The organism is Lacticaseibacillus kribbianus (assembly GCF_020180945.1).
GTDB lineage: Bacteria > Bacillota > Bacilli > Lactobacillales > Lactobacillaceae > Lacticaseibacillus > Lacticaseibacillus kribbianus.
In genome coordinates, this window is record NZ_JAIPUL010000001.1 from 1401343 (window position 1) to 1423167 (window position 21825).

Consider the following 21825-nt stretch of genomic DNA (forward strand, 5'->3'; position numbering starts at 1 on the left):
TGACATGAGCTTGTGACTTAACCAAGGGTTATTATATCGGTTGTTTTCAGAAAATGTCAAGTTTTCCTCAAAAACGGTCCGGACCTATCGGATTCTTAGGCATCTGTCGCAGCTAGTCCACAAAATAGCATCGACGTGACAAATGTCAACTACATGCGCGGTCTGAACGAAACATCACGGATAAAGTGCTTTGAATGTAGCTTTCACCATCAAACCTCGGTTGCCACGGCGTGTGAGACCTACCAAGTGCTTCACGACACCTTGAAGAGCCACAACGCCCGACCGTTGTGAAAATTTCTTGTGTACTATAAGATGCTGAACCCAAATGGAAACGGCAATCCATACGCGCAAAGCATACAAGGCAAGGAGTCTGGCACGGCGGATGCCCGGAGTGCTCAGGCCCTAGTACGATGGCTTCAGGACTCAGGCCCACATACATCTAGCATTTCTGGTTTACCATATTTTACTAATCCAGTTATTCATCTAAATGAGTTATGAAATCGTCCATATACTTGTTAATTAGCTCCTCAGATATCTCTAAATTAAACTGAGAACTGATAAATTTTGGATTATTCGCATCTAGGATGTTTAAGGCATCCTCTTTAATTCGTGGTTTTCCTCCTAAAACCACATCCCTAACGCGTATTGTCTGATAATCTTTATAAATAAATGCAAGCATATGATCTTCTAGCTTTAGATATGCCTGTGGCGTTGAAGTATTGAGTACTGCACCTGTCGAAATGTTCAAGCGCTTGGTATCCACACCATTCACAATCAACTTATCGAGATAATCCTTTAGCATTGTTCCAATCAAGGCAATTGCGTTTTCCGCAGGTCGTTTCTTTTCTAATTCACTCGCACGCTGCTTTAACCTTGTGGAAATGTCGGCAATATCCTCAGAAGAAAGCTTATCATCATTTTGCGCATGCTGAACTTGTTTCTCTAGACGAATTGCACGCCGCTCCGAAGCAGATTTTTGTTCAGTGAGTTCAGAAACAGAGCGATTCCTTGACTCCAATTCGGTAATAACTTGACCCGATACCCATCCAATCAAGCTAGAGCCGTAATCGTTAATCACAGAATCAATTGAATGGGATAATCTTCCATCAATTTGATCAATATTTTCAATTATCTCCACCCAATTTTCACTCAAGACCTTTTGCTTGAATTGTTTATATTTAGGATCAGCCATCTGAGCGTTTCCCAATACGAAATCATCATCACGCAACTTCATCGCAAGAAATTGATCTGACAATGAAAGAACAATGACCGGCTTTCCCGAAGCGAGCGCTTGTTGATACTCCCATTCTGTATAACTAATTTCAGAATTTTCAATCAGGCTTCCATATCTCATCCCAATGATCAATACGACCATATCAGATTCTTCAATTGTTCTTGCGATGATTTCTTGCTGCTTGCCTGTTCCGGTAAACAATTCCATTCCAACCGGAATGTGTCCTGACTTTAATATTGACATAACAACCTCGACACGCTCATCATTTAAATCCTGAAAAGTTGAAGACACAAATATTTGGTATCTACGCTTAAATTTCATAAGGGCTCCTTTAAGTTAATGCAACTTGTTAGATGATTAGCTATCCTAATCGCACACCACAGGTCAGGCGAATCTACTGCTTTTATATTTGCGCAACAAAGCCAGTCCAAATTTCTCCGGACTGGCTCTTCATGTCTTGGCAGGATTTTGGCAGGGAACCACTTGAATTCTACCTATTTCAACTCGTTTCACTCAATCGAAAACGCCGTTAAATCAGGCTTTTCATCTCAAGTGCCACCTGCACATTATTCCCATTCGAGGGTATCTTCAGCAGCGCTAACCTGCGTCACTACTGGTTTTCTATGCTTCAACTGCCGTTTTGGCGGGGAGTTTGGCGGGGCTTAATTGATCGTACTTCACCGCCTGATTCCCCACGAATCGCACCTGATTCTGACCCGCCGTCTTGATCGTGATGTTGCCTGCGATCTGTTCGGCGATGTCCGCATCAAGCCCGCCCCACAAGTGTGAGTAGTGCTTCAGCGTGATCTCAGGAGACGAATGCCCTAAGCGCTTGGACAACACCAGCACCGAGACGTTGAACTCATTGATGAGATACGACGCGTGACTGTGGCGCAGCCCTTTGCCTTCGACTGGGTGCACCTGCGCCAACTTGGCGTAGCGGTGAATAATCCGTGAGATCGTGGACTTGGTCATCGGCAGGCCGTCGTAGGTCATGATGAAATCATCAATCCCACCCAGCCCGAAACTCGTCTGTACCTCCCGCCAGCGCCGTAGAATTGCCACGGTGTCATCGTCGAGCGTCAAGATGCGCTTGCCGCTGTCTGTCTTCGTGTAGTCGTGGCGCTCCCAGTCATGCCGGTTCTTCATCACCAGCATGTGGTCAACGTGTAGCTGCTTCTTGGCGAGATCAACATCTCGCCACCACAGCGCCGTGCCTTCGTTGACGCGCACGCCAGTCAGGAAGTACAGCCACAACATCACGAAGTTCAGGTGACCGTAAATGTCATCAATGCAGATTTGCGCGATGACTTGTTCAAACTCAGCTTTCGTCCAGAACGGCACGCTGCTTTTGGCCTTAGGGATCGCCTTGACCCGCTTCGACACATTGCTGGACAGGTACTGCATCTGCACCGCATGGTCAAGGGACTTGCGGAAGCAGCCGAATACCAAACCAGCATAGCCTTGCGAGTAGCCCGCACCGCCGTCTTTTTCATCCGTGAGCAGCCACGTGCGGAAGTTCTGCACGTCGGTGATATCGATATCGCGCAACAGCTGGTCGCCAAAGCGGGCGATACAGATATCAAAGCTGCGATTACGGACAGCGAAGGTGCTTTCCTCCACGTCGGTTTTGTATGCTGGGATATACGCGTCTTTCATGAACTGGCAGTAGGTCATGCGAAAGTTCGTAAACCCATGCGCCTCATGATATTCACGCTTCACCCGCGTAAGTTCCTTGTTCGCCGCAAACGCAGTGTTGAATGGCATTCCTTGACTGTCCTTCCGCCCTTTCTTGCGGACGCGCTTGCCACTCATCTTATCGGTGCCCAACTCGGTTTCATAGTAGAAGTTACCTTTGGCGTCTATGAATACGCCTGGATATTTGGTTTTACTCATTCTCAACAGCTCCATTCATCGGTGACCCGAGAATGGACTCAACGACAGAACGCGGCACGCGCCCTAAGTTTCGGTTGAGATACAAGGGATAACCCTTTTGTACCATCCTTTGCTTCGCTTGTCTAATAATATTGCGCGCGGTGTGCTGCTTAAAACCTAATGCCATCAGATCTTGATAGCAGACAAAACTCTTATCCAATTACGTCACTTCCTTCTCATTGATTGAAGTGAGATAATCAAACCAGATAGGACCCAAATCTTATCTGTGAAGGGTGACTACTTGCTTTGGTCGGCATAGTCGCTCTTTTTTGATGTCTCACTCGGTTCTGAATCCGTCAAAACGCCGTTGCGGTGATGCTGATAGTGGTGAATCAAGTCCCAGTGGCGTTGCGTCAACTTGCCGCCGTCAATAATCGCCTTCAGCTCAGTAGTGCCATTGTACTGATCAATCAGCTGCAACATCTTCAGCGACGGCGCGACCTGCTTCTTGAGCCAACGGGTAATGTGCGCGTAACTCAATGGTTCAGGATTGGTAGAAAGTCGCAGCTTGTCGCGATAATTGCCGATGAAAGCATCCCAGCGCGGATCTGTCGCCCACTGACTCTTCGCTTTGTGACTCGGCGTCAAAAAACGCAGGTAGCGATTGATGATGCCGAACACAACTTTCTCTGGATCATGCTCTGCCAACAAATTCTTAATTGCCGCAGCGGCGCGTTTGCGACGTAACCGGACTTCAAAGCGTGTCCGTATCGGCTGATCTTCAATCGCAATCTCAGGGTGCTTCTGGTGTTGCTCAAAAGCCTTGTCGTAAATACAGAAGTACACTTCACTTTGCGGCGACCCCAGATACAAGGTTCTGCCCGATACCTTCCACTGCTTGGTGCGATTATCTCGGAAACCATGAAAACGTGAGGTGAATTCATCACGGTCACACTTCTCAATCAAGGTTGGTACGTCAAGCAAGCCATTGCGATCATTGATGGCGAGGTCAACTCGGGTGAAATGACCGTCAAGCGCAATGCACGTCTCTAGGAAGTCGTACCAGGTGCGATTCTGCTGGCGCAAATACGATTCAACATAGCGGCAGCCTTGGCCCTTCAGTTCAATCATTGTGCCACTGTCTTCGCTTGGATCATAACCGTCTGCATTCACATCTTGATACGGCGACAGCAACACATCGATTTCACCACATTTGAAGGTCGCCGCGTACCCGTATCGCGCCCCTTCTTTGAGATTAAAGTGATTCAGGTTAATCTGGAACAGTTCGGTCACCAGTTCTTCATAGTCGTGCGACTTGAAGGTAACGCCCAAGTAATCAATACAGACGTCAACGTTGTTCTGGCCGGTCAACGACCGCAGTGCCAATGTCAATCGCAATCGCGCTTGCTTGTTAATCGGACTCTTCCCTGTCAGCAACTGGTTCAAATGCGACCGACTATAATCAGCCGTCTTCGCTAATTGACCCTGAGTAATCTTGTGCATGCGCATCTCATCATGAAACTGGTTTAGCCAGTCGATATTCGTCATCCCGCCGACTAAGTTCAAATCTTTCAGCATGTTAGCTCCTTTCGAAGCAACCTGACAGCAAAGCCACCTATCTGCCTACGCAAAGTGGCTTGCCACCGGCGCTTTCGTCCTACTTACGTGTATTTTGTCTCTAATATTTGCCCCCCTATTAGAGACCGGGGGCTTGTGGCGGCCGGCTAACGCCGACCGCCGCCGCTCGCGCTAGCGGCTTTCGCGCTGCACGCCGCGCACGGCGGCGTACGTTGCAAGACCCCTCCGGAAGGTCTGCGAGAACTTTCGCTCTCAACATATACAGACAGTTTGTGGGACACGCTTTGAAACAAAAGCTGGTACTGTAACAAACTCTTAATGTTATCGGCTTTACGCGCCGATATAGCGCATATCAATATGACCATCCGCAATATAGATCGCGAGATTTATGAATAATAATTCTATTCCGACGCTCTCTGAAAAGGAAATACCCACACCATTGACTGCGGTCATAATATCGGTTTGGAAACCAAAAAAGGCCGACACAGTAATAGATGTCGACCATTGTAACTCTCCAATCAATCTACTCACTGCTGTTACTATTCGGTAGCCTCCCTGTTGTGGATTACAGATACATCGTGACGGCATGCAAGAGTATCAGCATCACAGCGCTACAGCACTCATTAAGATTCATCGCACCTCGATAGGCGGCGTTGAAATCAACTAAATAGTAGCAATTCAAAACTGAGTATTTTATCTCAGGGTGTGAATAGTAAAAACTCGAATGTCACATCTTCGATAGTTTCGTCTCAACGGATTTAACGAAGTAATCGCATACCACACCGTCTACCGAATTTTCCAAAGATAGTGGCACATCCAGAGCTTGGTTTGCTACATCAATAAATTTAAGCAGATAGTCAACGTCGGCGTCATCATCACCATGTTTTTTATTAAATTCATGTGCAATATTGGCAAACAGTTTTTGCCCTTCTAAATATGACTTTTGAGCATAATCTGGCGTGTAATCTTGAAATGCGTCACGTATATCAAGACTTGGGAGATTTTCATCGGAAATAATGCAATCATTATATGCATTATAAAACTCATTGAGCCTTGCTCCAATAACGTGCTTCACTTCAGCACGAATTCTCTGTGGACAATTTAACGATCGACAAACGTGTTGCCAAAGCCGTTTTAATCCGAAGCCGGGCCAGTATTGCTCCCAGTCTTCCTTGAAGTATCCCCCTCGCCGACGATTTCGAATTAACTGCTCCAGTTTGTCAAAATCAAAGTTAGTCACTATCTGATTACGTAAGGCTTCAGGCAAATGTTTCCCCTTGTGAAATTGCGGTTTTTAGGGATTATAGCTAAACACGGCAAAATCATTTTCGCAAATTGCAAGAACAAGTTAGCCACTCCGTGGCACGACACCGTGAGGCGAACTGTTACCTTTGATGAGTTGAGTTAGCTGGCTACGGCTGACTTGGCAGCTCGTCGCTGAGCTCGAGCGCGCTCAGCGATGAAGACTTCCTCGGTTGTGCGATATTTGAGTTGGCGACGAGGGAGGCGGTTGAGCCGATCTTGAGTCTCGGCGACAGCTAGTGGGCTGACAGCGTCTAAGGACTCACCTTTGGGGAAGTCTCGCCGAACCATCTTATTGTGGACCTCGTTGGTGCCGCGCTCACTGGAACGGTATGGGTGCGCATAGTACACAGTGGTCACGCCATCGAGCACCGAGTCTAGGTCGGCGAACTCAGAGCCATTGTCGGCAGTAACCGTTTTAATGACCTCGCCGTACTCCGCAACGATACCGCGCATGGCGTAGTTTACCGAATCGGCGTCGCGGCCGTCAATCAGACGCATGAACTGGAAACGTGACTTGCGTTCGATGAACGTCATAATGACACTCTCTTGACCATCACGCTTACCCACCACTGTGTCTAGCTCGAAGTGGCCGAACTCACGGCGACTATCCACACGTTTCGGGCGCTCATCGATACTACGTCCAGTAAGCAGTCGTTTGTGCTGAGTGTTGGCCTTATGCTTGATGCGGTGGCTGGTCTTCTCCAGCAGATCAATATTCTTGATCTCCAGGAGCTGAGCATCAATGTAGTTGTACAGCGTCGTCGTACAAACCATCTCCTCAGGTCGATAGAGCTTCTTCTTCTTGGCGCGACCAACCACGGCGTCTGGGGACCAGCCGTCTTGTTTGAAGTGTTCTGTGAAGTGGGCGATGAAGTCAGCGGCTTGGACGATCTGGAGGGGTCTGTGGCATCGCCGCCGGTTCTCTTTATAGCGAAGCTGGGCTGCCTCAGCGCTGTATTCAGTGCGATACACACGCTTGCCATTGACCTTCTGGACCTGATCGATTTGGCCTCGGTTTAGCTCGTTGGCGACGGTTTGCCGGCAGATACCAAGTATGCGTGCAATTTCTCGATTTGACTTCTCCTCTCCATGAAGTGCAGCGATTTTTCCACGTTCGAAAGCAGTCAGATGGTGACCTTTGGTGTGAGACATGATATTCTGTTCTTGCATCAAGACGATACCTCTTTCATTAATTGTGTAGGAACTTTAATGATAACAGGTCGTATCGACTTGGTGTTTTTTATTTTGTCTGAGTGCTAACGATAGTGGCTAACTTGATTGTAAAACGCGGGGCAAAATCATTTTGCCGTAGGAACGAGATGAGGTTGTAACAGTAGTGGCCAGTATCTTCTAGCCCTACTTAAACAGTGTCGCCAGTTGCTCGCATGAGATTGTGCAGCGTCTGCTTTAGACACTGGAAGCCTTCGCTGTTGTTGGTGATCTCAAGGTGTCTGACAAAAATGGTTCCTTCAGAGTCAATAACTGCGACGTCATGTTTGTTCTTGGCGACATCAATTCCTACGTATAACATCTCACTCGCTCCTCAAATATGTAGATGCACTGTGCTCCACAAGCTTTTTGCCGATGTAACCTTGCGTCAAATTAAACATCGAAGCGCAGTGCACCACGTGTTATCTAACTCATTAACAATATGACAAAAAGCTGTGGTTAGAGCCTTCTCGAACCAGTACCTTAACAAGGTCTGTCGGAGATCAAACTAATCCGCAGCGCTCATTATCAGTGTAGTCCATTTGTGGTGCTAACTGATAAATCTAATATACAAGGAGATCCACTCGCGGTTTTTGCGAGTTAGCTCCGACGAGCGACATTGCGTTCCATGACCAGCCCGCCGGAGTACTTTTTGTCTGAGCTCACAGCTTTTCGTGCCGCTAGGTAATTGGTATAGCTCGTTGAAAGAGTAAAAAAACTCGGCATGCCAATTGACATGCCGAGCTGGGGTTAATTTCGATGCATTTTAAACCACGATACCCTTTGCCGTGTGTAGCATCAGGTCTTCTCGTACCTCAACCGTACCGTATCCTGCTGAAAGTTACGCTTTCAGCAGGATTTTGCGAACGTGTGTCTATCACAGACGGCCCGTATATCATTAGTCATGAATCGAATCCTGCAATTTATCCCCAGCCTTATCTATTTCCTTGGCTGCCAAAATTGTACCAGCTACCAGAGCTCCTCCAACCAGCAAAGTGCTGGCTACCATAAATGTAAAAATTGATTTTAAAGCATCCATGCATATGACCTCCAATCAATCTTTAGATCTACCAACAAAGAATGATACAACCGCTACGACAATCACTGCACCAACTATCGATGGAATTATTGCCATACCAGCAAGTTTAGGACCCCAATGGCCGAGTAGTGCTTCACCAATAGATGATCCGATGAGCCCAGCAATAATATTTGCAATCCAACCCATCGATTTTCCTTTGCTTGTAATAGCGCCAGCAATAGCACCGATTATTGCGCCAACAATTAGTGACCAAATGAAGTGCATGTAAATCCCTCCCATTAAATATATTCTTTGTTACTAATTATAAGTATACAGGAGTTAAGGCCAAAAAGAAAGCCGAAGGTATCTATTCCCTCTTATACTTATGATAGCTCATTTTGAATTGCGCAGTAAATCGCGAATCTGTGTAAGTAAGAGTTCTTCCTTCGAAACAACAGGAGCATCAGGTTTCTTAGACGGCATAATACGATTAACCGTCTTGACAATAAGAAAGACTACAAAAGCAGTGATCAAGAAGTTAATGACGTCGTTAAGAAAGCTGCCATACGTAAATTTTGCGTTCAAAAATGTAAAATATAGCTTACTTAAATCAGCCTTACCTACAAACATAGAAATAATTGGGTTGATCAAGTTTTTGGTCAGGGAAGTTACAACAGCGGTGAACGCACCGCCAATAATGACACCTACTGCAAGATCTAGAACGTTGCCACGCATAATGAAGTCTCTAAATTCTTTAATCATTTTGAATGCCTCCAAATTTTATGTTACGAAAAGAATTATAGCAGAGTGGGGACGTTCTGAAAATTAAAAATAGCGCCTCATAATGAATTAGCTGGCGTCTGCCTAGCTATTTAGATAATCACCTAGGTTTGAAAATCAGTGCAAATCAGTGACAAGCCCAAAACTAGAAATGCTTTTATACCGATATTTTGAGCACCCGTGGCACTCAATAATAACTCATTCTAGAGGCGAGGCCCATATAACTTGCACGTCATGAAAGACCACAGAGTAGTCACGTGTACCAACCATGTGCATACCAATTAGTACACCCTAGTCCCTATATGGGGCTTATTTTTTTTGCAATCAAAAAGCCCACCGGATGGCAGGCCAATAATACTTTCAATTGCTTATCCTCATCAGAATTAACTGGCATATCTAACGATTCTTACCGTTTCTTTAGGAGCCAAAGTTTATCTTACTATGAGGAGCACATCAGTGTACAAATATAAGCAGAAAAAGCGCTACGATTGCGGGACTACCCTGTGTAAATATGATTTTCTTGTTAGCTGTCAGTGATCCAAAAGCGGCAGCAAGCACGACAAAACCCACGAATAAAATCTGAACGTGGTAGGAGGCACCACCACTGAGCCCATATCGAGCATATAACAAGCCTACACCGATGAATCCATTATATAGTCCTTGGTTTGCCATCGATGATTTGGCTTCTTTGGTGGCAAGATATCCTTTTGACAAGTCAAAAGCCTTACGGGCCATTTTTGTTTGGGTGCCAAACATCTCGAGAAGCATTATCAGCAATGCCTCAACGGCGACTAGTAGCACGAACATATCCTTTACAAATAGCATTACCTATTCCCCCTAAAGAAATTCATTAAAATTGAAATTTATACGATAAAGCATAGTATAACAGACTTCGGAGCGGGAGAACATTTAGCCTGGATTATTCTTAAACACGAAAAAATACAGCTCAACCTCATGACTGGCATGAAGTTGCGCTGCTTTGTGTTTTTCACCCACTGGGTGCGGTCTTGTGATATTGTAGAGTCGCTGAAAACCAACAATATGAAGGCCATAACACAATGCTTAGACTACGCGCAACTTCACTTCAATGCAATCCTCATTTATCTGTTATCAACGACGCCGGACAATTATCCAATGATGCTGGAATGATACTACCAATTGAATTTGCCAATCGGATCCACCTCAAAAACTTGATTCGTAATACGATTTTCTTTAATGATGAGCGAAAATTTGCCAAGATCTCTTTCGTAGATCTATTTGAATTTACGCTTATGCTCCGGATTGCCGGTTATTGCACTGACTCTGCGGCAAATACTTGGCGTCAGGATCCTGCTATTAGGACTGCTTTAGGTGAGTGTGGTGTGGCCTCTCCAGCTTCTATTTCACGTTTCATCGCAAGCCTGACTCAAGATAATCTGGTTGAAATCCAAAACCTGTTGCTGAAACTGGCTGATGTGGTCCTTAAAGATCCTTCACGCACTGAAATGATCCTTGATATCGACTCCACACACTCGGATACCTTCGGCCATCAAGAACACGCAACCTATAATGGTCATTATTCAGCTAATGGCTATCACCCTCTGCTGGTTTTTGATGATGCCACCGGGCTTTCACTAGGTGCGCAGTTGCGCCCGGGTAACGTCTATACCAGTAGCGATGCTGATACGTTCATCGCCCCGATCCTTGATCATCTTAAAGCCTTACGCCCTGATATGAACATCACAGTCCGCGGTGATTCAGGCTTTGCCAAGCCAGAGTTTTATGCAGCCTGTGCCAAGCGCAGTGTTAAATTTATTGTCCGGCTGAAGAAGAATAACCGCATTAACGAACTCACCACAACGGCAACTCAAGCCACTGAGATGACGACTGATTTTCAAAGTGAAGACCACGAACTGGACTATCAAGTTAAAACTTGGGCGGATAATTATCGCGTGATCGTGCATTCTGAAAGTAAGGCTGAGTCTTTTCTTTGGGACGATCATACTTGGTTGGTCACTAATGATACGAAGATTCCGTGTGAAACATTGATCACCCGCTATCGTCAACGCGGAAGAGTCGAAGATCTGATCAAAGAATTGAAAGCCGGTTTTGCTTTCGACAAGACTGACAGTCACTCGTTTACGATGAACGCTGCTAGGGCCTTGATCAGTGCTGTTGCTTACAACATCGTTCAACTATTCAAACTCATTTTGATACCTTTTGACGCACGAAAGACAATCGCAACCTTGCGCTTTGAATTGCTCCATGTTGCGGGTAAGGTCACGCATCACGCGCACCGAATCGTCCTACATTTAGCTTCAAGCCAAGTTTTTAGTGGCTTTATAGGCAATGTGTTGAACGATATTTTGCAAACGTGACCAAAGCAACTAAATGGTCGGGCCTGGCCGAAGTGTTGAAATACGTTCGGTCTATTTGGCGACGCCGACTCTGAATAAGTTGGCCAAAATCAAGGTGTATTGATTCGGCATGGCGAAGTTAGTGTCGCTATTGAGCCTATGGTTGTATTTCACAAACCTATGAATGAATCAGGATTATTATAGCGCCGATGTTGGAGTGTCGAGTGCTCATTTTCAAAAACATGAAAGCTTACATTATTGGAACGTTCTCACATAAAGTTCCAATAATCGAGGCGATAATATGGCGATTTACATGCTTTATCGCATTATTTGACGCATTATTTGACACTAAAAATGCATCATATTGTTAACCATGATATCTCGGTCAAACATTCGTACGTTTGGGAACAACGTAAGCTTGATGAAATTAGTTCAATTTCGTCTGGAGGGACCCCCAGACGTGATGTTGCTGAATACTGGAATGGCAATATTCCTTGGGTCACTACCGCAGAAGTTAATTATCAACTTATTGTGGATACCGCAGAAAAAATAACTTCAAATGGGATGGCGAGTTCTGCCGCAAAAATGATTCCTAAAGGTAGTATTGTGATGGCCATGTACGGTCAAGGTAAAACACGTGGACAGGTTGGCATCTTAGGGATGGATGCAGCAACTAACCAAGCAAATGCCAATATAACCGTACACAATTCATCATTAACCAAGATTGTGTATTACCAACTTGAGTCCAATTACTCTAGGATTCGTAGGTTGGCAAATGAAGGCGGTCAAGCCAATCTAAGCCTTGGAATCGTATCTAACCTGACTATCTCAATCACTCACGACGATGAAGCCGTGAAGATCGCCAAAGTTCTTGATGAGATATCTCAGACTGTCGCTCTTCATCAACGTAAGTATTTTTCCCTTCCACCTCCGAAATTACATTATTTCATTACCTATCGATTTTGAATTACAGTATGAGCGATGAACGGATTTCATCAATTAAATATTTCGGAGGCTATACAATGGAAACTACCATCACAAAGAGTTCACTCTTCTACCGCTATTTCAAAGAATGGTACGAACTTTACAAAGTTGGTGCGGTTCGCACTGTCACTTTGCAGAAATACGACATGACCTATCATCATCTGATTGCACTCGCACCGACACTTACGCTCAATCAGATCGACCGTAAAACTTACCAACAATTACTTAACCTTTTTGCCGACAACCATGAACGCCAGACCGTACTCGCCTTTCATCACCACCTGCGAAGTGCACTGTTAGATGCGTTCGATGAGGGTCTAATCAAAACCGATCCAACCCGCAAAATCGTCGTTAAAGGAATGGCCCCTGTGCCGAAAAAGGCAAAATACCTCAATCAGTTTGAACTACATGCAGTACTTTCAGATCTGGATCTTAGCGATACACCGAACTGGGACTGGTTCCTCCTTCTAGTTGCCAAAACTGGACTGCGCTTTGCTGAAGCGTTAGCCGTGACCCCAAAAGACTTTGACTTCACGCACCAATCACTGAATATCAAGCAAACTTGGAACTATAAATCAGCTAACGGTGGCTTTCAGCCAACTAAGAACTTCAGCTCAAAGCGTCGAATCCAAATCGACTGGCAGACAATTACCCAGTTCTCCCAGCTTGTCAAAGATCTGCCAGAGGATGAACCAATATTTGTTAATGGCAGAGTCTTCAACTCCACGGTCAACAACCAACTTCGCAAACACTGTGAGAATGTTGGCGTACCAGTAATCTCCATTCATGGGCTTCGCCATACCCATGCATCTCTACTCCTATTCGCTGGCGTAACGATTGCGAGTGTGGCCCGCAGACTCGGCCATTCCAACATGACGACGACTCAGCAAACTTATCTCCATATCATTCAAGAATTAGAAAGCCAAGATACCGACAAGGCAATGCGGTTCCTATCTGGGCTGATCTAATCTGTCGCTCATGTGCATCGTTAGTCTAAAATAGATCATTCTAGTGAAATAAATCCCCGATCGTTACCACTGCTACATGCAGAATAACGGTCGGGGATTTCGATAAAGCGCTGTATGTTTTGAAAGGCTAACTTCAGCAAGAAAAAGGCCTTTTCGACGTTTTCTAGACTGATTCTCACTTCAATGCGGAAAAGAATGCCAATAATCCGTCTTCGAAGTCAGCGGTTTCGAAGAATCCTAAGTTCTCTGACTCTTCAATCTTGTCAATACGATCCTTCAGCTTCGGGTTGTCATTCAGGCCAACGCCTGGCAAATAGCAATCATATGCTTCCATGATTGCATTCCCGTTGTAATTATTGTCAGCAGACCAGCGTCTGATCTTCAATTCCTTCTTCTCCGTGCGGATGGTGCGGCGCGCGTGCTGAAGGGAATCTGTATCAAAGTGTTCAGTATAATCACCACTTTCGATCCCATCTAGGATATCTTCGATCTCTGACCGGTTATCATCATCCATCGGTGTGATATGATCTTCAACCGCATCACGGTTAGCCGGAATCGTATCGTCGATATAGGTGTTCAACAACTCAACCAGCTTGTCGTAGTCGATGATCTCGTGGTTGTAAAGATCAATTGCGACTTTGATATTGGTCAGGTCGATCTTCTTATCATCAGGGAGTAGTTCGTTGACATCGTTGAGCCGTGCCTGGAGCGCACTGAAGCGATCCTTGTCTTGAATAGCCAACCTGACTTTCTCACCAGTTGGTTTGCCTTTCTCATCGAAGTCATCGACTGCCGAGCCAAAAGCGTAGCCTTGCTGGACCAATCGCTGGACCTTCTGATTCACTTCGGCAGCGATGACAGCAAATTCAAGTTGTTCCTTCTCAGAACGCGGCGTCTGGCTGAAGTCATCCCCTGCGATTGCTTTCAAACGCGCGATTTTCGGTGCCAAGTCGTTGATCTGTGTCGCCATCTTAGGCGCCAGAATATCATCATCGAATAAGTCTTGTTGCTCAGAATCATCAGGCTGCTTCTTGGCGTCTTCGATCGTGTCGTTGCCACCTTTGGTATAGATAATCAATGCGTTGCGGACATTCTCCTCCATCAACTCGCCTTTACGGAAGAAGCGCACCTTCCCGTGCGGCTTCGCGTTCTTGTCGATGGTGCGGTTAGTCCGTGACATTGCCTGAATCAGCATACCTTCCTTAAGTAGTTTGTCTAAGTAGATCACGTTCACATACTTGGCATCAAACCCCGTCAAGAGTTGATCAGAAACGATCACCAGGTCCAGGCGTTGCGGCATCGTAGCCTCTTCGGCGGCGGTCAGCCGATGATTGTAGGGCTTCTTGTGGGCCAACCGCTTCGTGATATCGTTCAGGTAGTCGCGTTCCGGATTGCGGCTGTTGAGAAAATCTTGTGTGCCAAAGAAGGCAGTATAGTCTGTCATCGCTTTCTTCAAGGCGGCCTGCAAATCTGAACTACCGACACCATTCGCCTCATCACGCGAATAGGTCATCGCCACCCGCAGCTCTGGTGCCATCTCTCGAAACAGGTTGTAGTAGGCCACCACTGCCTGTTTGCCAGAAGCCGCAAAGATCCCATGGAACTGATTGGGCTGGCGAACCCCCATCTCAATCGGACCAGAATGGTCGTCAGCCCAATGATTGAGAATATCTTGAACCACTTCCTGCCGATAAGGAAGCGACGTGTAGACCTCCCGCTCAAGTTCCTCTTCCGTCCATTCAGTGTTGGCGTCAGCTTCCACATCCACCGTACTATAGGTCACATCGAAGCCCAACACGTTGCCATCGCCGATCGCGTCCTTGATGGTATATCGGTGTAGGCGTTTGCCGAAAACGTCATAAGTAGAAATTGCGCGCGACGTGGTCACATCATTGACTTCATCGCTATAGAAATTCGGCGTGCCTGTAAAGCCAAACCATGTGGTCTTAGGAAAAGCCGCCTTGATTCGCTTCACGGTATCGCCGCTGGCCGAACGATGCGCCTCATCCATCAGAATGACATTGCGCTCATCGGAGGTCAGGCCTGCTTTTACCGCTTTATCCAAACCTTGTACCGTGATCAGGAAAATGTGTGAGGCTGCCTTTCTATGTTTGAGTGCCTTCTTGAGTTCATGTCCCTTCACCACCTGAATCCGATCTTCAAACGTCTTATAAGCATACGACTTGAAGTTCTCGAAGGTCTGGTTAATCAGATCGACGCGATCGACAATGAACAAGACGTTGCGCACACGCGGCATCGCTGCCAATAACTGCGCAACTTTGAAAGAAGTGACCGTTTTACCGGAGCCAGTGGTATGCCACACATACCCGCCTTCTTTTTCAATCAAGCCGTTGGCATCCATTGTACGCATCCGATCCAGGATCGCGCGCGTTGCTTGAATCTGATAAGAGCGCATGACCATCAAGTTGTCATTAGATTCATCAGGGATCATGTTGACGGTGACCAGCCGATGTAGCGCTGGAATCCCCATTACCTGGTGAATGAAGGTCATGGTATCCGTAACGTCCTTGCCGTTGTCGTCGCGCCAACCAAAGCAAAAGTCCTTATTATAATCCTCAGTGCTTCGTGGTCGTGCCAAGTAGTGAGCTGAATGTTGTGACAAGATGAACTGCACCTGCACAAATGAGAACAGGCCAGTGTACATCCCGTCGCCATCATACTTCTGCAGCTGTTCGAAGGCGTTCCACTGATTCTGAAGGGATTCGTCCTTCTCCTCAATGTGTGCCACAGGCAACCCATTGATCAATAGCATCACGTCGATGCGGCGTTTCTTGCTGAGGGTATATGGCAAGTCAGTGAAGGTGATCTGGTTAACGATCTCATAACGTGAGCGGCCACCGGCCACTTCATCTCCGTAGAAGATTTCAATTTCTAACTTGGTGCCATCTTCACGTAACAACGGCACCGTACCGACTCCGCCGGAACCGGCTAACATCAACTGCGCGTCATACGGTGTCTTGTTCTTGGCAACTTCCTGCTTAATCAGTGCAAATTCGCCGTCTGTGAGTTCCTTGCCATCCAGTTTTCTTGCATTATTCTGATTTAGAATCTCTCGCCAATGGTCATACAGGTGCGGCGCCGTCACACCGGAAAGGTCTTTGCGATAAGTCCACCCCTCATTCTTTAGCTTCTCGATCACGGCATCTTCAAATTTATTTTCTGCCATACATGCTCCCCCTCCTGTTTCGTTGAGATGTGTTCGCCGTACTGAAAAAGTCGAACTATACAAACAGTTTCTGCAGAAGGACTTTCTTCAGTTGTTTGAGGTCTTCGAGCTTACGTTGATGAAGAACGAGCGTTTTATCTAAGTTCGAAAGTAACCTTCTGATCATAGTTTGTTCTTCAGATCTTGGAATGGTTATTGGCATCTTTTGGAGAACCTCGCCATTTAACTTTGCACGTCCGCCACCAACCAGCCAGCGAGAAATATCCATAGAAGAGATTCTGTAGGCTAAAAATTTTGTATCAAGTTGGGCGGTTATCCCTTGGACGACATGCGCGTGGTTATTGACCCATGAGCGACCTTCAATAATCTGAACTGGATAGTTTATTAGGTCGTTTGCGCCGTCCTCAGCAATTAGCACATAAGTTCCTTCATGTGTATAACCCTCAATATGATCCTGAATACCATTAGCGCCGTAGTATGGAGTTTCCCCAGGAACCCTATCACTTGCTGTGACAGGTATCCGCTGCGAATCCCAAAAAGTTGCAACGTCTGAGAGCTTACGCTGTTCCCAATCGTTAGTGTATCCATTGAATCGAAAATCAGGGACTGGTTTCTTGTCAGAAGCGAACATTCTTTTCAATAATTCTTTTTTTACTGCCTGTAAGTTTTCATACTTACGTTGATGAAGAACGAGCGTTTTATCTAAGTTCGAAAGTAACCTTCTGATCATAGTTTGTTCTTCAGATCTTGGAATGGTTATTGGCATCTTTTGGAGAACCTCGCCATTTAACTTTGCACGTCCGCCACCAACCAGCCAGCGAGAAATATCCATAGAAGAGATTCTGTAGGCTAAAAATTTTGTATCAAGTTGGGCGGTTATCCCTTGGACGACATGCGCGTGGTTATTGACCCATGAGCGACCTTCAATAATCTGAACTGGATAGTTTATTAGGTCGTTTGCGCCGTCCTCAGCAATTAGCACATAAGTTCCTTCATGTGTATAACCCTCAATATGATCCTGAATACCATTAGCGCCGTAGTATGGAGTTTCCCCAGGAACCCTATCACTTGCTGTGACAGGTATCCGCTGCGAATCCCAAAAAGTTGCAACGTCTGAGAGCTTACGCTGTTCCCAATCGTCAGTGAATCCTTTGAAACGAATGGTCGGAATGAGCCTCTGTTTTCCTCGATCTTTACTCATAGTCTAGAACTCCCTTCAGGTCATCGAGGAGCTTCTGATCAGCCGAATCGGTTACTACCAAATCTGCCATCATTTCCTTCAATTCGGTGTTAAGCTTGGCTTCTTCTTCTGAAATAGACTTCATGTCAGCAAGCAGTGCCGCCGTATCAATTGGTGCCTCTTCTTCAAAAGTATCCACATATCGCGGAATGTTTAAGTTGTAGTCGTTTTCTTGGATTTCAGCTAACGGAGCAAGGTGCGCATATTTATCAACATCCTTGCGCGTCAAATAGGTTTCAACGATCTTGTTGATATCCTCTTCACGCAATCGATTACTGTTTTTTTGCTTCTCAAAGCCCTTGGACGCATCGATAATCATCACATCGTCTGATGAACGGTTCTTCTCTAACATCATGATGATTGTTGGAATACTGGTATTGGTAAAAATCTTCTCTGGCAGCCCAATAATCCCAGCAATATTGTGATTGTCTAACAGTGCTTGCCGAATTTTTCCTTCCGCGGCCCCTCGGAACAAAACGCCGTGTGGTAACACAATCGCCATACGACCATCAGCTTTCAAGTGATAAAGGCTGTGTAACAAGAAGGCATAATCCGCCTTAGTCTTCGGCGCCACACCGAACTTGAACCGAGGGTCGTCCTCTCGGTTTTGATTGTCCCAGTGTTGCGAATACGGTGGGTTGGCCATTACGGCATCAAACATCCGCGGGTTATCCACCCCTTCAATAACGCCATCCGGCCAGTCGTTGTTCAGCGTATCCGCGTTGCGCAAGTTGATATCATTATATTCAACGCCATGCATCATCAAGTTCATGCGGGCAAGGTTGAAGGTCGTCGTGATCAGCTCTTGTCCGTAATACTTGATCGCACCACGCACCCCGGCGTTACGCATATATGACGCCGTGGTCAGAAGCAACGAGCCGGACCCCAGTGCAGGGTCATAGAGACTGTATTCCTCAACATTTTCACGGCCAGCGGTCAGAATACGCGCCATGATATCTGAAACTTGGTGCGGCGTATAGAACTCCCCGGCCTTTGCACCGGAGTTTGCGGCAAACATTCCAATCAAATACTCATAGAGATCGCCGAGCACATCCGCGTTGTCGTCCAGTTCGATCTTATCCATCAACTCGATCCAACTAATCATCGTTGTCGTCCGCGTCTGTGCATTTGCGCCAAGCCGCGAAGACGTCAAATCCATGTCGGCAAAAATCCCAGCGAAATCATGCTTAGCGTCCGAACTTACCCCTTGGTCAAAATGAAGCAAGGCGTCTGCCACCATGGTCACATTGAACTTATCTTCATCGATGGCCGTCTTCCAGTCATCAAACATATCACCAGGCTGAATCACATACCCCAGATTGCGTTGCATAAACTCGGCAGCCTTGCCCGCATCTTCTGCCCATACATTCGCCCAGGTCTCACCACGGAGCACGCTTGTTAGCCACTTCTCTGCTTTCTCAGATAAGAACTTGTAAAACATCACACCGAAGACATAGTTCTGATACTGTGACGGCTCAATCTTACCCCGAGTGTCATTCAAGGTTTTCCAGATCAGTGCTTCTCTTTCGTGCGTTAACGCCATCGTGTTACCCCCTATTTGTTGGCTCAAGAGTGATTATCTGAGCATTTGTTCTCATCCTGATTATACAGAGAATTCGGTGGAGTTTCAGGGTAAGTTTCCAATATAGGATGCTTTCTGGACAAATAGTAACCGCATAAAGAATACATAGCTCTTTGTCAAATAGGCTGACACCTATCATTTATCATGAGATAATGGAACAGTTTCTCACCCTACATCATCTTGTAGAACACTTGCCACATCATTGTGATGACATATTTTCAATTGCTGGTAAATCTGATATTGTCCAGATCAAGATGGATACCCCAATATCAACATACTAACAACACTGTCCACCATGGCGACATCAACCTTCCAGAAAGGACATACGCCAACTGGATTATCGCGGCTAGGAGCGTAGGCTTGATTCACCGGCATCTGCTGGAGCAGATTAGGTACTGCACCCGTCTGGAACATCAGACCCGATTCCGCTACTATTAGCGTGCAGCGATTCACCAGTTACACAGACCCTCCCAAAAATCATCGGCTTAGTCAAAAAAATCCCTGCCTGATTAGGCTTTTACAGCCCAAACTTGGCGGGGATTTTGGCGGGGAACGTAATAATTTCCCCGCCAATCGTATCCTTTGCATCTCCCGAAAACGCCGTTAAATCAACATTCCGGACTCAATTAACATGTACCTTTTATTCCCATTCAACCGTTGCCGGCGGCTTGGACGTGATGTCGTAAACCACGCGGTTGATGTGCCCGACCTCGTTGACGATGCGGGCGGAGATCTTCTGCAGGACTTCCCAGTCGATGCGGGCGAAGTCGGCGGTCATGCCGTCGATGCTGGTGATGGCGCGGATTGCGATGGTGTAGTCGTAGGTGCGGCCGTCGCCCATCACGCCGACGCTGCGGAAGCCCGGCAGAACGGTGAAGTACTGCCAGATGCTTTCGTCCAGGCCCGCCTTTTTGATCTCATCGCGCAGGACCCAGTCGGATTCGCGGACGATCTCGAGCTTGTCTTCTGTGACCTCACCGAGGACGCGGATGCCGAGGCCCGGGCCCGGGAACGGCTGGCGCCACACGAGTTCGTGCGGGATGCCCAGGCGTTCGCCGAGCTCGCGCGCCTCGTCCTTGAACAGCTTGTTCAAAGGCTCGATCAGCTTGAAACGTAGGTCGTCCGGCAGACCGCCGACGTTGTGGTGGGACTTGATGGTCTGGGCGGTGTCGGTACCGGACTCGACCACGTCGGTGTAGAGCGTGCCCTGGGCGAGGTACTCGATGCCGTCGAGCTTGCGGGCCTCTTCGTTGAAGACTTCGATGAAGTCGCGGCCGATGATCTTGCGCTTTTGCTCAGGGTCGGTCACACCCTTCAGGTCGCCGAGGAAGCGGTCGGCGGCGTCGACCTTGACGATGTTGACGCCGAGGTCGCGGGACAGCGCGGCCATCACCTGGTCGGCCTCGTTCTTGCGCAGCAGGCCGTGGTCGACGAAGACGGCGGTGAGCTGGGAGCCGATGGCCTTGTTCAGCAGCGCTGCAACGACGGAGGAGTCCACGCCACCGGAGAGGCCGAGCAGGACCTTTTTGTCCCCGACTTCCTTGCGAATCGCGGTGATCTGCTGCTCGATGAAGTCGCCCATGTTCCAGTTGGCGGTCGCGTGGCAGACATCGAAGGCAAAATGGTGCAGAATTTCGTGGCCGTAGCGGGTGTGCTGAACCTCGGCGTGGAACTGGATGCCGTAGAACTTCCGCGCGTCGTCGTCCATCGCGGAAATCGGGCAGTTGTCGGAGGTGGCGGTGACGCGGAAGCCCTCCGGCACGGCGCGCACGAGGTCGCCGTGGCTCATCCACACGGTTTGCTCAGCCGGCAGGTCCTGGAACAGCTTGGCGGAGTCGTCGGTGACCTTGATGTCGACCTTGCCGTACTCGCGGTTCTTGGCGGACTCGACGCGGCCGCCGAGTCGCTCGGCCATCAGCTGCATGCCGTAGCACACGCCCAGAATCGGGATGCCCAGCTCGAAGATCTCGGGGTCGACGTCCAGCGCCCCTTCATCGTACACGGAGTTCGGTCCGCCGGAGAAAATGATCCCCTTGGGCGCAATCTCGCGCACCTCTTGAGCGGAAATAGTGTGCGGCTTGAGCTCGGAGTAGATGCCGAACTCACGAATGCGCCGCGTGATCAATTGGTTGTACTGACTGCCGTAATCGAGAACGATGATCTGATCATAGTCCTGGGTCGTCTTAGCCACGTTTTGCCACGCTCCTCTTTTGAATTACATCAATGATACTGAAAACTTGCAGTAAGGTCAATGGTAGAGGGCGGAGCCGAGCGAACTTAGCGGTTTTAGGGCCGGGCTCCGGCGGGGACTGGCCACGACTTCCGGCTACGGGCCAAGGCGGCGGAACGCGTGGGGCTCTCTGGAGCCGAAGTGCGGTCTCCAGAACCGCCCTTGCTGTAAATCGGCAAAGCCCGCCGATTAACAGCAATTTCACGCTGGCTCGCCTTGGCCCTCCGCCTCCAGTCGTGACCGGTCCGCGCCTCCGCCCTACATAGCGGATACCTGATCATTCGATGTACCGATCGCCT

At 47.5% G+C, this 21825-nt stretch carries 18 protein-coding genes; 3 read left to right on the top strand and 15 right to left on the bottom strand.

What is annotated here, in order from left to right; all coding sequences use genetic code 11:
• Positions 1 to 475 precede the first annotated feature (475 nt).
• The 11 genes from LE416_RS06715 to LE416_RS06765 form a co-directional block, all read right to left on the bottom strand.
• Positions 476 to 1555 (bottom strand): DUF4062 domain-containing protein, encoded by a 1080-nt coding sequence (locus LE416_RS06715; RefSeq protein ID WP_225047691.1) that lies wholly within the window; start codon positions 1553 to 1555, stop codon positions 476 to 478.
• 300 nt (positions 1556 to 1855) lie between these two features.
• Positions 1856 to 3130, bottom strand: a complete 1275-nt coding sequence (locus LE416_RS06720; RefSeq protein ID WP_225047692.1) for a tyrosine-type recombinase/integrase — start codon at positions 3128 to 3130, stop codon at positions 1856 to 1858.
• Complete coding sequence (locus LE416_RS06725) at positions 3123 to 3329, bottom strand: DUF3173 domain-containing protein (protein WP_033572650.1); 207 nt, start codon at positions 3327 to 3329, stop codon at positions 3123 to 3125. The genes LE416_RS06720 and LE416_RS06725 overlap by 8 nt, the downstream gene beginning before the upstream one ends.
• 77 nt (positions 3330 to 3406) lie before the next feature.
• On the bottom strand, positions 3407 to 4687 hold the full coding sequence (locus LE416_RS06730) for a replication initiation factor domain-containing protein (RefSeq protein WP_225047693.1): 1281 nt from the start codon (positions 4685 to 4687) through the stop codon (positions 3407 to 3409).
• Positions 4688 to 5414: 727 nt separating this feature from the next.
• Positions 5415 to 5954, bottom strand: coding sequence for a hypothetical protein (locus LE416_RS06735; protein WP_225047694.1), 540 nt, complete (start codon positions 5952 to 5954; stop codon positions 5415 to 5417).
• A 137-nt stretch (positions 5955 to 6091) separates the two neighbouring features.
• Complete coding sequence (locus LE416_RS06740; RefSeq protein ID WP_225047851.1) at positions 6092 to 7162, bottom strand: IS30 family transposase; 1071 nt, start codon at positions 7160 to 7162, stop codon at positions 6092 to 6094.
• Positions 7163 to 7352: 190 nt separating this feature from the next.
• The gene (locus LE416_RS06745) at positions 7353 to 7523 is read right to left on the bottom strand and encodes an IS110 family transposase (RefSeq protein WP_225047695.1); all 171 of its coding nucleotides are present in this window, start codon (positions 7521 to 7523) and stop codon (positions 7353 to 7355) included.
• A gap of 576 nt (positions 7524 to 8099) precedes the next feature.
• Positions 8100 to 8240, bottom strand: a complete 141-nt coding sequence (locus tag LE416_RS06750) for a hypothetical protein (protein WP_164507541.1) — start codon at positions 8238 to 8240, stop codon at positions 8100 to 8102.
• A gap of 15 nt (positions 8241 to 8255) precedes the next feature.
• A complete protein-coding gene (locus LE416_RS06755; protein WP_033572653.1) occupies positions 8256 to 8504 on the bottom strand; it encodes a GlsB/YeaQ/YmgE family stress response membrane protein in 249 nt (82 codons plus the stop codon).
• Between the two features lie 108 nt (positions 8505 to 8612).
• Positions 8613 to 8981, bottom strand: a complete 369-nt coding sequence (mscL, locus tag LE416_RS06760) for a large-conductance mechanosensitive channel protein MscL (protein WP_225047696.1) — start codon at positions 8979 to 8981, stop codon at positions 8613 to 8615.
• A 471-nt stretch (positions 8982 to 9452) separates the two neighbouring features.
• The gene (locus LE416_RS06765) at positions 9453 to 9824 is read right to left on the bottom strand and encodes a DUF1304 domain-containing protein (RefSeq protein ID WP_125706724.1); all 372 of its coding nucleotides are present in this window, start codon (positions 9822 to 9824) and stop codon (positions 9453 to 9455) included.
• 233 nt (positions 9825 to 10057) lie between these two features.
• On the opposite strand from LE416_RS06765, the gene LE416_RS06770 reads away from it, so the two are divergent.
• The 3 genes from LE416_RS06770 (at position 10058) to LE416_RS06780 (ending at position 13287) form a co-directional block, all read left to right on the top strand.
• On the top strand, positions 10058 to 11356 hold the full coding sequence (locus LE416_RS06770; protein ID WP_225047697.1) for an IS1380 family transposase: 1299 nt from the start codon (positions 10058 to 10060) through the stop codon (positions 11354 to 11356).
• 321 nt (positions 11357 to 11677) lie between these two features.
• Positions 11678 to 12301 carry a restriction endonuclease subunit S gene (locus LE416_RS06775; RefSeq protein WP_225047698.1) on the top strand — a complete coding sequence of 208 codons (624 nt, stop codon included), beginning with the start codon at positions 11678 to 11680 and terminating at the stop codon, positions 12299 to 12301.
• A 56-nt stretch (positions 12302 to 12357) separates the two neighbouring features.
• Complete coding sequence (locus LE416_RS06780; protein ID WP_225047699.1) at positions 12358 to 13287, top strand: site-specific integrase; 930 nt, start codon at positions 12358 to 12360, stop codon at positions 13285 to 13287.
• Between the two features lie 175 nt (positions 13288 to 13462).
• Here the strand turns inward: LE416_RS06780 and LE416_RS06785 are convergent, their stop codons facing one another.
• The 4 genes from LE416_RS06785 to guaA all read right to left on the bottom strand — a co-directional run bounded on the left by LE416_RS06785 (position 13463) and on the right by guaA (position 21487).
• Positions 13463 to 16474: a type I restriction endonuclease subunit R gene (locus LE416_RS06785; RefSeq protein ID WP_225047700.1), complete on the bottom strand. Its 3012-nt coding sequence runs from the start codon at positions 16472 to 16474 to the stop codon at positions 13463 to 13465.
• A 55-nt stretch (positions 16475 to 16529) separates the two neighbouring features.
• Complete coding sequence (locus LE416_RS06790) at positions 16530 to 17675, bottom strand: restriction endonuclease subunit S (RefSeq protein ID WP_225047701.1); 1146 nt, start codon at positions 17673 to 17675, stop codon at positions 16530 to 16532.
• Positions 17668 to 19257 (bottom strand): type I restriction-modification system subunit M, encoded by a 1590-nt coding sequence (locus LE416_RS06795; protein ID WP_225047702.1) that lies wholly within the window; start codon positions 19255 to 19257, stop codon positions 17668 to 17670. Before LE416_RS06795 ends, LE416_RS06790 begins: the two co-directional genes overlap by 8 nt.
• Positions 19258 to 19936: 679 nt before the next feature.
• Positions 19937 to 21487: a glutamine-hydrolyzing GMP synthase gene (gene guaA / locus LE416_RS06800; protein WP_225047703.1), complete on the bottom strand. Its 1551-nt coding sequence runs from the start codon at positions 21485 to 21487 to the stop codon at positions 19937 to 19939.
• Positions 21488 to 21825: the final 338 nt, after the last annotated feature.